General features: G+C 73.1%; 11 protein-coding genes. 3 read left to right on the forward strand and 8 right to left on the reverse strand.

The features are described from left to right. Positions 1-79: 79 nt before the first annotated feature. Entirely contained in the window at positions 80-1,753 is a 1,674-nt protein-coding gene (locus tag AC1MGR_RS14990; RefSeq protein WP_480232112.1) for a lysine--tRNA ligase, read from the reverse strand. Positions 1,754-2,165: 412 nt separating this feature from the next. Here AC1MGR_RS14990 and AC1MGR_RS14995 point away from each other — a divergent pair, with 412 nt between their 5' ends. After that, positions 2,166-3,419, forward strand: a complete 1,254-nt coding sequence (locus AC1MGR_RS14995; RefSeq protein WP_480232113.1) for an MFS transporter — start codon at positions 2,166-2,168, stop codon at positions 3,417-3,419. A gap of 7 nt (positions 3,420-3,426) precedes the next feature. On the opposite strand, the gene AC1MGR_RS15000 is transcribed toward AC1MGR_RS14995, so the two are convergent. Together AC1MGR_RS15000 and AC1MGR_RS15005 are read right to left on the reverse strand one after the other, a co-directional pair. After that, a complete protein-coding gene (locus tag AC1MGR_RS15000) occupies positions 3,427-4,230 on the reverse strand; it encodes a glutathione S-transferase family protein (RefSeq protein WP_480232114.1) in 804 nt (267 codons plus the stop codon). 93 nt (positions 4,231-4,323) lie between these two features. Further along, positions 4,324-5,142 (reverse strand): transporter substrate-binding domain-containing protein, encoded by an 819-nt coding sequence (locus AC1MGR_RS15005; protein WP_480234809.1) that lies wholly within the window; start codon positions 5,140-5,142, stop codon positions 4,324-4,326. Positions 5,143-5,292: 150 nt separating this feature from the next. On the opposite strand from AC1MGR_RS15005, the gene AC1MGR_RS15010 reads away from it, so the two are divergent. Then, positions 5,293-7,209, forward strand: coding sequence for a glycosyltransferase family 2 protein (locus AC1MGR_RS15010; protein WP_480232115.1), 1,917 nt, complete (start codon positions 5,293-5,295; stop codon positions 7,207-7,209). Positions 7,210-7,221: 12 nt separating this feature from the next. Here the strand turns inward: AC1MGR_RS15010 and AC1MGR_RS15015 are convergent, their stop codons facing one another. The 3 genes from AC1MGR_RS15015 to AC1MGR_RS15025 all read right to left on the reverse strand — a co-directional run bounded on the left by AC1MGR_RS15015 (position 7,222) and on the right by AC1MGR_RS15025 (position 9,331). Then, a complete protein-coding gene (locus AC1MGR_RS15015; protein ID WP_480232116.1) occupies positions 7,222-8,106 on the reverse strand; it encodes a dihydrodipicolinate synthase family protein in 885 nt (294 codons plus the stop codon). 181 nt (positions 8,107-8,287) lie between these two features. After that, complete coding sequence (locus AC1MGR_RS15020) at positions 8,288-8,869, reverse strand: SCO family protein (protein WP_480232117.1); 582 nt, start codon at positions 8,867-8,869, stop codon at positions 8,288-8,290. Positions 8,870-8,986: 117 nt separating this feature from the next. Next, positions 8,987-9,331, reverse strand: a complete 345-nt coding sequence (locus tag AC1MGR_RS15025) for a metalloregulator ArsR/SmtB family transcription factor (RefSeq protein WP_480232118.1) — start codon at positions 9,329-9,331, stop codon at positions 8,987-8,989. Positions 9,332-9,421: 90 nt separating this feature from the next. On the opposite strand from AC1MGR_RS15025, the gene AC1MGR_RS15030 reads away from it, so the two are divergent. Then, positions 9,422-10,351, forward strand: coding sequence for a fatty acid desaturase (locus AC1MGR_RS15030; protein ID WP_480232119.1), 930 nt, complete (start codon positions 9,422-9,424; stop codon positions 10,349-10,351). A gap of 21 nt (positions 10,352-10,372) precedes the next feature. On the opposite strand, the gene cysG is transcribed toward AC1MGR_RS15030, so the two are convergent. Together cysG and AC1MGR_RS15040 are read right to left on the reverse strand one after the other, a co-directional pair. After that, positions 10,373-11,866 (reverse strand): siroheme synthase CysG, encoded by a 1,494-nt coding sequence (gene cysG / locus AC1MGR_RS15035; protein ID WP_480232120.1) that lies wholly within the window; start codon positions 11,864-11,866, stop codon positions 10,373-10,375. A gap of 39 nt (positions 11,867-11,905) precedes the next feature. Further along, positions 11,906-14,578 (reverse strand): nitrate reductase, encoded by a 2,673-nt coding sequence (locus AC1MGR_RS15040; protein ID WP_480232121.1) that lies wholly within the window; start codon positions 14,576-14,578, stop codon positions 11,906-11,908. Between the last annotated feature and the right edge of the window lie 78 nt (positions 14,579-14,656).

Here is a 14,656-nt window from a genome sequence, read left to right on the forward strand (position 1 = left end):
ACAATTGTGCGCAATCACACCTCGATACGCAGACATTATCCTGCGCCGCTCCCGCGGGACCGACGCAGGCTCGTCCGCCTCAGGGGGCCGGAGCGTCCGCCAGGAAGGCCCCCGAGAGGGCCTGGGCGATCAGCGCCCGCGTCTCGGCGACGCCGTAGAGGGCGATGAAGGAGCCGAAGCGCGGGCCGCGGGCCTCTCCGAACAGCACGTTGTAGATGGTGGTGAACCAGGCCTGGGACACGCCGGGGCGCCCGTCCGGGCTCTTGGCCTTGCCGGACAGGTCCGGGAAGTGCCGGCGTCCGACCTCGTAGACCACCGCCTGCAGGCCCTCCGGATCGACGGAGCCCTCGTGCGCGGCGAGGGTCTGCGCGAGGTCCTCCAGGGCCGCCCGCTCCGCGTCGGTGGCCGCCCGGTAGGTCTTGGCCGGGCGCACCAGGTCCCGGAAGTAGGCCAGCGCGTGGCCGACGAGGCGGGCGAGGACGGGGTGGGTCTCCGGTCCGACATCCGGATCGTAGCGGCGGATGAAGCCCCAGAGCACCGCCGGGTCCTCGGTGTTGGCCACCGCCGCGAGGTTCAGGAGCATGGCGAAGGTGAGGGCACCGCCCTTGCCGACCGCCTCGGCCGCCGGCGGATGTCCGGCATGCAGGTGCCAGACCGGGTTGCCGAGCTTCTGGGCCGGCTCCTGACCGGGAAACTTCTCCAGGAAGTTGAGATAGTCGTCGACCTGGCGCGGAATCATCTCGACGAACAGGCGCTTGGCCTCGCGCGGCTTGTTGTACATGAACAGCGCCAGGCTGTCGGCCGTGCCGTAGACGAGCCAATCGTCGATCGAGAGGCCGTTGCCCTTCGACTTCGAGATCTTCTTGCCGTCCTTGTCGAGGAAGAGCTCGTAGTTGAACCCCTCCGGCGGTTCGCCGCCCAGCGCCCGGGCGATCTCGCCCGAGAGCTTGACGGAATCGATGAGGTCCTTGCCGGCCATCTCATAGTCGATGCCCAGGGCCACCCACCGCATGGCCCAGTCGGGCTTCCACTGCAGCTTGGCGTGCCCGCCGGTCACCGGAGTCTCGTAGCCCTCGCCGGTCTTGGGGTCGCGCCAGACCAGGGTTCCGGCCGAGACCCGGACCTCGTCGATGGCCACCTGCATCACCTCCCCCGTCACCGGGTGGAGGGGCAGGAACGGCGAGTAGCTCGCGGAGCGCTCGGCCCGCAGGGACGGCAGCATGATCGCCATCACGGCGTCGTAGCGCTCCAGCACCGTGAGGAGAGCCGTATCGAACACGCCCGAGCGGTAGCATTCGGTGGCCGAGCGGAACTCGTAGTCGAAGCCGAAGGCGTCGAGGAAGCGGCGCAATTCGGCGTTGTTGTGCGCGCCGAAGCTGTCATGGGTGCCGAACGGGTCCGGCACGCGGGTCAGGGGCTGGTTCAGGGCGCCGATCAGCAGGGGCTTGTTCGGGACGTTGTCCGGCACCTTCCGCAGGCCGTCCATGTCGTCCGAGAACGCGATCAGGCGGGTCGGCACGCTGTCGTTGGTGAGGACCCGGAAGGCGTGGCGCACCATCGAGGTGCGGGCGACCTCACCGAAGGTGCCGATATGCGGCAGGCCCGAGGGCCCGTAGCCGGTCTCGAACAGGACTTCCGATTTCGGACGGCGTTCCAGCCGCGCCACGAGCTTGCGCGCCTCCTCGAAGGGCCAGGCCGCGGCGGTGGCGGCCGCCGCGATGAGATCGGGGTCGGAGGGAAGCGGGGACGGCATGGGGACAGCGTCAGTTCTGCAAGGATGGCGGGGAGCGGGAATTCGCGGAGGCCGGCACCGTAGGGAGGGCGACCCGGGGGGTCAACGCGGATCGATCCGCCGGCATGAGGCCGTGAAAACGCGGTCGAAACCCTGCGCGCTCTCACGCCGCCCCGCCGATTTCCGGTCCCGAGCGTCTCGTGCCGCGCCCGCGCCCCCTCGTGCCAGCCCGTGCTGTCGGGCCTGATCCCCTCCCCCTCCCCGCCCGGAGCTGCGCCGCCTTGAACCGCGACCGCGGCATCGGCCGCGGATGCACCGGTCGCGGGCCTGACGTGTGCCCGGCGCGGTCCGGCTTCATATCGTTGCCGCGTGCGCCTGCGAAACACCGTCCCGTTCCGCTGCGCGGCCCCGTCCGGCGCACCCGAAAGGATCCATGTCCGCACGTTCCTCGATGCCCGCACGCTCCACGTCCGCATCTGCAAAACCGACGTCTGCAAGCTTCCTGACGGCGCGATCCACGGTCGCGCGCGCTGCGTCCGCCGCGCTTCGTCCGATCCGGCCGGCGGCCCCTCTCGCCGAGACCCGCGCCACCCGGCTCCTGTTCCTCATCGTCGGCTTCGGCGTGGCGGCGTGGGCGCCCCTGGTGCCCCTCGTGAAGGCGCGGGCGGGCCTCGATGACGGCACGCTGGGCCTGCTCCTCCTCTGCCTCGGCATCGGCTCCCTGGCCACCATGCCGGTGGCGGGCGCCCTGGCGGGACGCTTCGGCACCCGCCCCGTGCTGGCGGCCGCCGTGCTCGTCACCGGCGCGGCCCTGATGGTGCTGTCCCGCGCCGCCGGCCTGCCCGTCCTCGCCGCCGCCCTCACCGGCCTTGGCATCGGCCTCGGCCTGCTCGACTGCCTGATGAACCTGCAGGCGGTGGCGGTGGAGCGCCGGGCGGGGCGCCCGATGATGTCGGGCTTCCACGGCCTCTACAGCCTCGGCTGCATCCTGGGGGCGGCCGGCTTCAGCGCGCTCCTGAGCCTCGGCCTGGCGCCCGCGGCCGCGACCCTGGGCGTGGTCGCCGCCATCGCGGCCGCCTTCGTCGTGGCCCTGCCCGGCATCCTTCCGACGGTGGCGGACGGTCCCGGAGGCCCGGCCTTCGCCCTGCCGCGCGGCCCCGTGCTCGGCATCGGTCTGCTGTGCTTCGTGGTGTTCCTCACGGAGGGCTCGGCCCTCGACTGGAGCGGCGTCTTCCTGATCCAGGAGCGCGGCCTCGATCCGGCCCGGGCCGGCCTCGGCTACGCGGCCTTCTCGCTGACCATGACGCTGGGCCGCCTCACCGGCGACGCCCTCGTGCGCCGGATCGGACGCCGCCGCATCGTCGTCCTGGGCGCCCTCCTCGCCGCCGCCGGGCTCGGCCTCGCGACGGCGGTGCCCCTCTGGCCGGCGACGCTCCTCGGCTACGCCCTGGTGGGGGCGGGCTGCGCCAACATCGTGCCGGTGCTGTTCACCGCCGCCGGCCGGCAGGAGAGCGTGCCCGCCGCGCTCGCGATCCCGGCCGTGACCACGCTGGGCTATGCCGGGGTGCTGGCCGGCCCCGCCGCGATCGGGCTCCTCGCCCACGCCACCAGCCTGACCCTGGCCTTCCTCGCGGTGGCCGCCCTCCTCCTCGCCGTCGCGGCCGGTGCCGGGCGTCTGCGCCTCTGAGAGGCGGTCACCCGGAGACGGGTTCGGTCGGGGGCGCCGGCCAGGAGAAGCGGATGGTGTCGTCGCGGAGGCCGGCGAGGACGACCGCGATGCCGCCCGAGCGGATCATCCAGTCGAGGCGATGGTCGCGGTATTCGCGGCGGCGTCCGCCGGAGGTGTAGAGGTCGGCGGCCTCGGCCATCCGGGCGGCGGCCGCGTCGAACTCGGCGAAGGTCGCCGCCACCGCGGGGCGCGCGCTCACCCGGGCGTGCCAGCGGGCGAGCGGGGTTCCCGCTGCGGGCCCGAGGCCGTAATGCACGGAGCGGTTGACCATCGGGGCCGCCGCCGCGTCCGCCCAGCCGAAGCGCGCGCCGCCGAACCAGTCCGCGCCGCCGAGGCGCTGCGACAGCCAGCCCTGGAGCACCGCCGTCTGCGCCGCCGCCTGGGCGCGCAGGTGCGCGGCGAGGTCCCCGGTGGCGCGCCGAAACCACAGAACCTCGCCGAATCCCCAGTTCACCGCCTCGTACTGGCTGTCGCAGACCTCCTCGGTAAGCCGCGCGAAGGCCCGCGCCGCGGGCTCGGCCGGCAGCAGGGTCGGCTCCGGCCAGCGCTCCTCGACGTATTCGAGGATGACGGTGGATTCGAACAGCGTCACGTCCCCGTCGAGGAGCACCGGAACCTCGGTGCGGGGATTGGCGGCCGCGAAGGGCCCCGCGTCCCGTCCCGTGCCGAAGTCCTCGGGAAGCTCCGCGGTGAACGGCACGCCCTTCTCGCGCAGCGCGATCTTGATCTTCTGGGCGTAGGACGAGAGCGGATGCTCGTAGAGCAGCATGGCGGAGGGCTCCTCGGTGCGCGGGATGCGTCCCGCCTCAACGCCCGATCGCCGCGCCGGAACGGCCGGGCCGCGGATTCGGCGCGCCGGATCCTAGAACGGGCTCACCGGAAAGAACCGCAGATACAGCTCGGCGTATTTTCCCTCGTCCCAGAGGCGCTGGAGCGCGTCGTCGAGCGCCCGCGACAGGGCCGGGTCGTCGGAGCGGGTCACGAGGCCGATGCCCTCGCCGAAGTAGCGGTTCTCGAGGTAGTCGCCGCCCGTGAAGGCGCAGCAGCCCGCGGCGTCCACGCCGCCGATCCAGAGGGCGAGGTTGAGGCCGTCGGCGAAGACGTAGTCGACCTCGCCCCGGCGCAGGGCGCCCTCGGCGGTGGCCAGGTCGGTGAAGTCCCGGGCGACCGCCCTGGGGAAGAACGCCTTGAGGTAGGCCGCGTGGGCGGTGCCGCCGACCACGCCGACGCTCCGATCCGCCAGGGCGGTCGCCGAGGGGGCGGGGAGGCCCTTGTCGGTCCGGGCGACGAAGCGGGCCGGCCAGCGGAAATAGGGGCGCGTGGCGAGGAAGCGGGCGCGCAGGGCCGGCGTCAGGGGAATCGCCGCGGCGACCACGTCCCCCTGCCGGTCGGCCAGGGCGTCGAGGAGGGTGTCGAAGCGCCGGGCCTGAACCGTGCAGGTCATGGCGAGGCGCTCGCAGACCGCGCGGGCGAGCTCGACCACGAAGCCGGTGGGCGTGCCGTCCGGGCCGGCGAAGTGGAGGGGCGGGAAGTCGTCGTCGGTGAGGAAGCGGACCGTGCGCGCGCTCGGCTGGGTTTCCATGCGCTCCTGGCGGGCGCGGGGGTTCCAGAAGTTGGGGATCGTCACGCCCTCGGCCCGGGCCGCCGGTGCGGCGCCGAGGCCGCACACGAGCGCCGCCAGTGCACAAGCCGCCGCCCGGCCCCGGAGTCGCCTTGCCTTTCGGCCGACAAACGCGGAGGTTGTATTCGTGGCGCGTGGGTTGCGCGTGGAAACGGACTGGCTCACGGCCCTCCCCTAGCACATCCGCGGGCCGCCGGGAGGTCGCGCGCGGTGTCGCTTCGCGGTTTCAGCACCCCCGACGGCCGGCTTGCTCCCGTGCTGTCCGAGCCCGTGCTGTCCGAGCCCGTGCTGTCCGAGCCCGTGCTGTCCGAGCCCGTGCTGTCCGAGCCCTTGCCGCCCGAGATCGCGTTCCTCGCGCGCCAGGGCTTCGATGCGGTCCGCCTGACTTGGGCCGCCGCCCTGGCGCGGACCTGCGGCACCGATGCCGCCGCGGCCCTGATCCACGCCGACCTGATCACCGAGGAGGCCTATTACCGCGGCCTCGCCGCCGCCCTCGGCGTCCCGTTCCTGGCCGGAGACCTGCGCCTCGGCGAGGGCACTCACTATCCCGACAGCCTCGTGGCCGGGGTCGCGCCCCTGTTGGCCCCGGGGCCCGCCACGGTCCGCGCCCCGCGCGGGGCCGCCATCGCCGCGCTGTTGCGGACGGGCACGCGGGCGGCCATCACCACGCCGCGGGCCCTCCAGGCGGCGGTGTTCGCCGCCAACCCGGCGGGCATCGCGGCCGCGGCGGCCGATACGCTCCAGCGCCATCGGCCCGACTGGGCGCTGGGGGCGGAGACGCAGGGGCCGCACCTCGCCATCGCGGGCCTCGTCCTCGGGGCCGCCGGCATCGCCGCCGCGTTCCTCCCCGCCCCCGTGCTGGCCGGCGCCTGGACCCTGATGCAGCTCGGCTTCCTGGTCATGGTCACGGTCCGCATCGCCGCCGTCAGCGTCGAGGCGGAGCGGCCGCCCGAGGCGGCGCTGCCGGACGCCGCCCTGCCGGTCTACACGGTGCTGGTGGCGCTCCACCGCGAGGCCCCCGTCGTGCCCCGCCTCGTGGCGGCCCTGTCGCGCTTCGACTACCCGGCGGCCAAGCTCGACATCAAGCTGGTGATCGAGGCGGACGACGGCGAGACCGGCGCGGCCCTGGCGACGGCGGCGCTGCCGGCCCGGTTCGAGGTCGTCCGGGTGCCGGCGGGCCTGCCCCGCACCAAGCCGCGCGCCCTCAACGCCGCCCTGCCCCTGGCCCGCGGGGCCTGCCTCGTGGTCTACGACGCCGAGGACGTGCCCGACCCGGGTCAGCTCCGCGCGGCGGCGACGCGCTTCGCCCGCACCTCCCGCATCACGGCCTGCCTCCAGGGCCGCCTCGTCATCGACAACATGGACGACGGGCGCCTCACGCGGTGCTTCGCCATCGAGTACGCCGCCCTCTTCGACGTCCTGATCCCGGCCCTCGCCTCCTGGTGCGTCCCGATTCCCCTCGGGGGCACCTCGACGCATTTCCGCACCGGCGTCCTGCGCGAACTCCACGGCTGGGACGCGTGGAACGTCACCGAGGATGCCGATCTCGGCATCCGCCTGGCGCGGGCGGTCTACCGCGTCGGCGACCTGCGCAGCGACACCCTGGAGGAGGCACCGCGCGCGGTCCGGCCCTGGCTGCACCAGCGCACCCGCTGGATGAAGGGATTCCTGCAGACCAGCCTCACCCATGCCCGCGCGCCCCGCCGGACGCTGCGGCAGCTGGGCCCCCTCGGCACCCTCTGCGCCGTCGCCCTGGTGCCCGGGACGGTGATCTCCGCCCTCGCCTACCCGTTCCTGATGGGCCGGGCGGCCTACGACTTCGCGGCCTTCGCGTGGAGCGGCTCCCCGGCCCCCGGCGGGTTCTGGGCGAACCTCCCCACCGGCACCTCCGTCACCCTGTTCGTCGCCGGGTTGCTCGCGATGCTGCTGCCGGCGGCCCTCGGCTGCGTCCGGCGCGGCTGGTTCGACCTCCTCACCGCCGTCCCGGGGATGCCGGTCTACTTCCTGCTCATCAGCCTCGCCGCCTGGTCGGGGCTGTACGAGCTCGTCCGCGCGCCGAACCGCTGGAACAAGACCGAGCACGGCCTCGCCCGCACCTCCCGCAGCGGCGCCCTGCGCCCGCAGTGAGGGCGGTCCGGCTCAGGCGAGGTCCAGGGCCGCGAGGGTCTCGGCCACCCGCCGGCGCGCCTCCTCCCCCAGCGGCAGGATCGGCCGGGGCGGCGCCGCGCGGCAGAGGCCGAGGAGATCGGCGCAGGCATAGATCACCCGCAGGCTCGAATAGGTCCGGAACAGCGCCCAGAGCGGCTCGAGCCGGGCGTTCAGTCGCTGCGCCTCGGCGGTGTCCCCGGCCTCGACCGCCCGGACGATCGCCAGGGCGGGCTGCGGAAACAGCCCGGCGACGACGCTGTACCAGGCCTCCCCGCCCGCCAGCAGGGCCGCGAGCGCGTTCCAGTCGCCGCTGTAGCCGAGGGAGAACCCGGCCGGCACCACGGCGCGCAGCGCGCCGAGATGCGCCGCCGCCCCGCCCGGCTCGGGGGCCGGGCTCTTGATCGCGACGATGCCCGGAACCCGGGCGAGGCGGCCGACCAGGGCCGGGGTGAAGCGGAAATGGGTGGTGCCCGGATTGTCGTAGAGGCAGAGCGGCAGGCCGGATTCCCGCGCCACCGTCTCGCAATGCACGAAGACCTCGTCCTCGGTGAGCGGCGTGTAGGACATCGCCGCCAGGAGCCCGGCCTCGGCCCCGGCGCCCTTGGCGTCCTGGGCCATCCGTACCGCCGCGTCGGTGCGCAGGGCGCCGACGCCGACGAGGACCGGCACGCGGCCCGCCGCCGCCGCGACGGCGGCCTCCACGGCCCGGCGGCGCTGGTGGCGCTCCAGGAACGCGTAGGTGCCGGTGCTGCCCAGCAGGCCGATCGAGCCGACCCCGGCCGTGACCAGGCGCTGCAGCAGGACCTGCAGGGCACCGAGGTCCACCTGGCCATCGGCGTTCGCGGGCGTGATCGGGAAGGCGGACAGGACGGTCATGGTCGCTCCGGGGCGGACGGTTCGGGGTGGCACCGGTCCCCGTCGCGAGGGCCGACGGCCCGGAGCCGCGCGCCGCCCGGAGCCACAGGATCTCGCCTACAGCATCGACCCGCCAAGGGCATCTGCCTGCCTACGGCATCGCGTCGCTTACAGCCTCTTCTGGCTGACAGCATCTTGTCGCTTACAGCATCTTGGCGAGCTCGGCCGCCGCCTCCTCGGGCGGGCGGGCGAGATTGAGCGCGTTGAGGAAGCGGTTCTGGCCGTTCATCACGTAGACCAGGGCGGTGTGCTCCATCGTGTAGTCGCCGTCCTTGGTCGGCACCTTGCGGACATAGGCGCGATAGGCCTTCACCGCCGCGGTCACCTCCTCCGGCGAGCCGGTCAGGCCGACGATGCGCGGGTCGAAGCTCGCCAGGTAGGTTTTCAGGGCCGCGGGCGTGTCGCGCTCGGGATCGACGGCGATGAACAGCGCGCGCACGTCCCGGCCCTTCGGCCCGAGGGCCTGGAGCACGTCGCCGATCTGCTGCAGCGTGGTCGGGCACACGTCGGGGCAGTGGGTGAAGCCGAAGAATACGAGGTGCGTCCGGCCCGCATAGTCCCGCTCGGTGACGCGCTGCCCGTCCTGGTTGGTCAGGGTGAAGGGACCGCCGACGCTGCTCGTCCCGGCCTCCTGGGTCTTGGGCGCCAGCACCACGAAGGCGGCGACGCAGAGGCCCACGAGGCCGACCGCGAAGGCGATGAGGGGCAGGAGCGTGCGACGCATGGAAAACGGCCTTGCGATCCAGGGATGTGGCGGCTTCAGACCACAGGCGCCGTCCCCGGGCAATCCACCAAACCGTCTCCACCGAGCCGTCGCCACCGAACCCCGGCCGGGCGGGGTTCAGTCCGGTTGCGGTGCGTCCGTCCCCGGCTCCCCCCGCCGCCGATCCTCCGCCAGGGCCGCGCTCTCGCGGCGGAGCGGCCGGCCGACCGGGCAGGCCTCCTGAACGAAGCCGTTGAGCGTATTGAGGAGGCTGTCCTCCACCTGCCGGTAGAACACGAATTGTCCGCGCTTCTCGCCCACGATCAGCCCCGCTGATTCGAGCACCGAGAGATGCTGCGAGATCGAGGGCTTCGACATGGCGAAGCGCCCGGCGATCTCGCCCGCGCTGAGCTCGGTATGGGCGAGATAGGCCAGGATCTTCCGACGGACGGAGGAGGACAGGGCTTCGAAGACGCGCTGCATGGCGGATGAATTAGGCGATGAACTAACCATTGACAAGAATGCGTCCGACAGCAATTAGGTGTTTGCCTAATTAGTGAATGGAAGTCCGCCATGGGCGATGCGCCTCGCTGTACGTCGACCGCCCGGATGATCGCCGATGCGGACACCTCCGCCATGGCGGGACACCTGGAATGGGCACCCGCCAAGTCGCTCTGGATCACCGGAATGGTGGGCGCGGCTCTGGTCTTCGGACCCGTCTTCGTCACGCCCGGGGCCGTCGCGCTGTTCGCGGCCACCACCGTCGTCACCCTCTGCGCCGGCCATTCCGTCGGGATGCACCGGCTGCTGGTGCATCGCAGCTTCTCGGCCAAACCCTGGGTCGCCCATCTCCTGATCTATCTCGGAACGCTGGTCGGCATGGCCGGGCCGGTGGGGATGATCCGCCTCCATGACATGCGGGACTGGGCGCAGCGGCAGGCCGCCTGTCACGATCTGCATGCCAACCGGTTGCCGATGCTGCGCGACGCACTCCTTCAGATGCACGCACACCTGATCCTGACGCATCCGCCCCGTTTCGTTCTGGAGCCGCAGGTCGGGACGGACCGCGTGCTCCGGTGGCTGGAACGGACGTGGATGATCCAGCAACTGCCCTGGGCCGTGCTGTTCTACGCAGCGGGCGGGTGGCCGTGGCTGATCTGGGGCATTCCCGTCCGTATCGCGGTGTCGCTCACGGGGCATTGGCTCGTCGTGCACCTCACCCACCGCAATGGCCCGCAGGGCTGGGTCGTCGAGGGCGAATCGGTCCAGGGCCACGATCTGCCGGCCGCCGCCTGGCTCACCTTCGGCGAAGCCTGGCACGCGACCCACCATGCCTGGCCGGACTCGGCGCGCCTTGGGATCGAACCAGGTCAGGCCGATGCGGGCTGGTGGCTCCTGCGGGGACTGGAGCGCCTGGGCCTGGTCTGGGACCTGAAGCAGCCGAGCAACCTGCAGCCACGGACCGGGGTGCGCCGGGTCACGGCAGAGGGGGGCCAGCCTTGAGCAGATGCGAGCCCTTTGCCCTCAGATCGCGAGCTTGTCCGGCTCGATCGCGGCGATCGCCGCCTCGGCGCCCCCGCGGCGCAGGGCGTCGCCCACCATGAGCAACGCCGGGCCGTCGAGGCCGGCGGCCTCGACCCGGGCCGCGAGATCGCGGGCCGTGCCCTCCACCACCTGCTGGTTCGGGCGGGTGGCGTTGAAGACGAGCAGGGCCGGGGTCGCGGGGGCGAGGCCCTCGGCGATCGCCCGCTCCAGCAGCACGCCGAGGGTCTTCTTGGGCATGTAGACCACGGTGGTGACGCTCGGATCGGCCAGCGCGCCCCAGTTCAGGTCCTCGGGCAAGGCGCCGCGCCGGTCGTGGCCGGTGACGTATTGCAGCCGCCGCGCCGCGTCGCGGTGGGTGAGCGAGACGCAGAGCGAGGCCGCCGCCCCCTGCGCCGCGGAGACGCCGGGCACCACGCTGACGGGAATGCCGGCGGCCCGGCAGGCGTCGATCTCCTCGCCCGCCCGGCCGAAGACCAGGGGATCGCCGGACTTCAGGCGCACCACCTGCTTGCCGGACTTGGCGAGCTGCACCATCAGCGCGTTGATGTCGTCCTGCCGGCAGGACGGGCCGTGCCCGGTCTTGCCCACCAGCATGGTGCGGGCCTCGCGGCGGGCGTAGTCGAGGATCTCCGGTGCCACGAGGTCGTCGTACAGGATGACGTCGGCGTTGCGCAGGGCCCGCAGGGCCTTGAGGGTGAGGAGTTCGGCGTCGCCCGGGCCGGCGCCCACGAGGGTCACGGCCCCGCCCTTCGGCGCGGCCTCCGTCTGGCCCAGGAGCTCTGCGAGGTCCTGGTCCGTCGGCACCCGGTCGGGCTCCGCGAAGGCGCGGTCCGTGAAGCGCTCCCAGAAGGCGCGGCGGTCCGAGAAGGTGTGGAAGCGGCCCGTGACCGCCTCGCGCCAGTCGCGGGCGGCGCCGATCCAGGCCTTGAACCCGCGCGGCAGCATGCCTTCGATCCGGGCCCTGACGGTCTGGCCGAAGACCGGCGCGGCGCCCTCGGTCGAGATGCCCACCACCATGGGCGAGCGGTTGACGATGGCGCCGAACTTCACGTCGCAGAGATGCGGCCGGTCGACCGCATTGACGATGGCGCCGGTCTTCCGGGCGGCGGCCACGAAGGCGATGCAGTCGTCCTCGTCCTCCATGGCGCCGATGCAGAAGGCGGCGCCCGCGAGGTCCTCGGGCTGCCACTGGCGCTCATGCAGGGCGACGGAGCCCGCGACGATCTCCGCCGGCACGGCGCGGAGTTCCTCGCTCGGCTCGGGCGCGTAGACGTCCACGTGGGCCCCGGCGGCGGCGAGCAGCTTCACCTTCCAGGGAGCACCCCCGTTCGAGCCGGCCAGCACCGCCCGCTTGCCGTGCAGCGGCACGAAGACGGGCAGGACGGCCAGGGGCTCCAGGCCGGCCGGGGCACCGCCCCGCGTTGTTTCGGGGCCGGCGGGCCGGGTTTCACGGGGGATACGGGGAGTGCTCATGGGGCTCGGAGATGGGTGTCGATTGGGCCGAAAGTGAGCCTATGCGGCGTTGCGCGCAAGCGCCTCGGGCAGCAGCTTGCGGATCTCCGGGATGCACGAGCCGCAATTCGTGCCGGCCTTGCAGGCGGCGCCCACCGCCTCGACGGTCCCGGCCCCCGCGGCGATGGCCCCGTTGATGACGTCGAGGCCGACGCCGTGGCAGGCGCAGACGGTGGGGCCGGCCGAGGCGGTCTCGGCGCGCCCCGTCAGGAGGGCGCGTCGGGCCGAAGGCGTGGGCTCGGGCTCCGCGAACAGGGCCTTGGCCTCGTCCCAGACCGGGCGGGCCTCGGCGGGGCCGAGGGCCAGGCAGGCCACGAGGCGGCCGGCCTCGTAGACGGCGCAGCGGTAGCGCCCGCGGGCGTGGTCGGCATATTCGGCCAGCTCGTGGCCCTGGAACAGGCCGCGCATCATCAGCGCCACGGCGCGGGAGCTCTCCTGCGTGGCGAATTGCAGGCCCGAGCCGCCGGTGATCGTGGCGCGGGCCCACCACCAGCCTTCCGGCAGGGTGTGCTCTTCCCGGGTCAGCAGGAAGCCGCGGTTGCGATAGGGCACCGGCGCGAGGCCGACCGGGGTCGCCTTCAGCTCGGGCTGGCCCGAGACCGGATCGGGCACGCCGCGCACCAGGGCGCCGACGCGGGCATCCGAGGCAGTGGCGGCGCTCCAGTGGAAGGCGGCGAACAGGTTGCCGGGCCGCACCGCGTCGGTGACCATCGCCTCCAGGGTCGCGCTGCCGTGCGGCGTGCTGAGGCGGGCGAGGTCCCCCTCCTTCAGCCCCAGCGGCGCGGCATCGTCCGGGTGGATCTCCACGAAGGGCACCGAGCGATGGGCCGACAGGCGCGGGCTCTTCCCCGTCCGCGTCATCGTGTGCCAGTGGTCGCGGACCCGGCCGGTGTTGAGGACGAGGGGATAGGCCTCGCTCACCCCCTCGGCGAGCGCCGGGGCCTGCACGGCCACGAAGCGGGCGCGCTTGTCGAAGGTGTAGAACTGCCCGTCGGCGAAGAGCCGGGCACGCGCCTTGCCGCGCTTCGGCAGCGGCCATTGCAGGGGGGCGCTCGTCGCGTAGGCCGCATCGGCCAGGTCGCTGACGGCCCCGAGGTCGAAGTCGCGGGTGCCGTTGTTCTCGAAGGCCGAGAGGCCGGCATGCTCGCGGAAGATCGCAGCAGGGCCCGAATAGGCGAAGGCCTCGCCGTGGCCGAGGCGCTTGGCGACGTCGCAGACGATCTGCCAGTCGGCCCGGGCCTCGCCGGGGGCTTTCAGGAAGCTGCGCTGGCGCGAGATCCGGCGCTCGGAATTCGTCACCGTGCCGTCCTTCTCGCCCCAGGCGAGCGCCGGGAGCAGCACGGTCCGGCGTCCCGTCGCCCGGGCACTGTCGCTGTCGGCCACCGCCTCCGAGACGACGTAGAGGTCGAGGCCCTTCAGGCTCTGGCGGATGCGGTCGGCGCGGGGCATCGACACGATCGGGTTGGTGCCCATCACCCACAGGGCCTTGATCTTGCCGCGCTCGATCGCCTCGAACAGGGCGACCGCCTTCATGCCCTCGCCCGTGATGATGTTGGGCGCCGACCAGTAGCGGCGGACCCGGTCCACCTCCTCGGGGGTGAAGTGCATGTGGGCGGCCAGCATGTTGGCCAGGCCTCCGACCTCGCGCCCGCCCATGGCGTTGGGCTGGCCGGTCAGCGAGAACGGCCCCGCGCCGGGCAGGCCGATGCGGCCGGTGGCGAGGTGGCAGTTGATGATCGCGTTGCCCTTGTCGGTGCCCTGCGCCGACTGGTTCACCCCCTGCGAGAAGGCGGTGACGACGCGCTTCGTCCGGGCGAAGAGCTCGAAGAACCGGGCCACGTCGGCCTCCGACAGGCCCGTGGCGGCGGCGGTGGCGGACAGCGTCGGCGCGATGGCGCGCGCCCGCTCCAGGGCGCCGTCGAAGCCGCTCGTGTGGTCGAGGACGAAGCGGTAATCCAGGGAGCCGGTGCTGGCGAGGTGCACCAGCAGGCCGGAGAACAGGGCCGTGTCGGTGCCGGCCTTCAGGCCGAGGAAGAGGTCGGCCTCCGCGCCGGTCTGGGTGCGGCGGGGATCGATCACCACCAGCTTGGTGCCGCGTTTCGCCCGCGCGTCGACCATGCGGCGGAACAGGATCGGGTGGCACCAGGCGGTGTTCGAGCCCACCAGGACGATGAGGTCGGCCTCCTCCAGGTCCTCGTAGCAGCCCGGCACGGTGTCCGAGCCGAAGGCGCGCCGGTGGGCGGCCACCGCGCTCGACATGCACAGGCGCGAGTTGGTGTCGACGTGCGGCGTGCCGAGGAAGCCCTTCGCGAGCTTGTTGGCGACGTAGTAGTCCTCGGTCAGCAGCTGGCCCGAGAGGTAGAACGCGATCGCGTCCGGCCCATGCGCTTCGGCGATCCGGCGCAGGGACCCCGCCACGGTGCCGAGGGCCGATTCCCAGCTCGCGCGGACGCCGTCCACCTGCGGGTGGAGCAGGCGGTTGTCGAGGGAGAGCGTCTCGCCCAGCGCCGAACCCTTGGAGCAGAGCCGGCCGAAATTGGCCGGGTGCGCCGCGTCCCCGGCGATGGCCGCGCCCCCCTGCCCGTCCGGCGTGGCGAGCACCCCGCAGCCGACGCCGCAATACGGGCAGGTGGTCTGGACGGGGGCGGCCGGTGCCTGGACGTGCGCGGACATGGCGGGATCCTCGGCGGGTTCTCTGGTCGTGGATGGAGGCAAGAGACGGGCCGGGGCAGACCGCCCACCCTCTCCCCT

It is taken from the genome of Methylobacterium sp. BI1 (assembly GCF_056680125.1).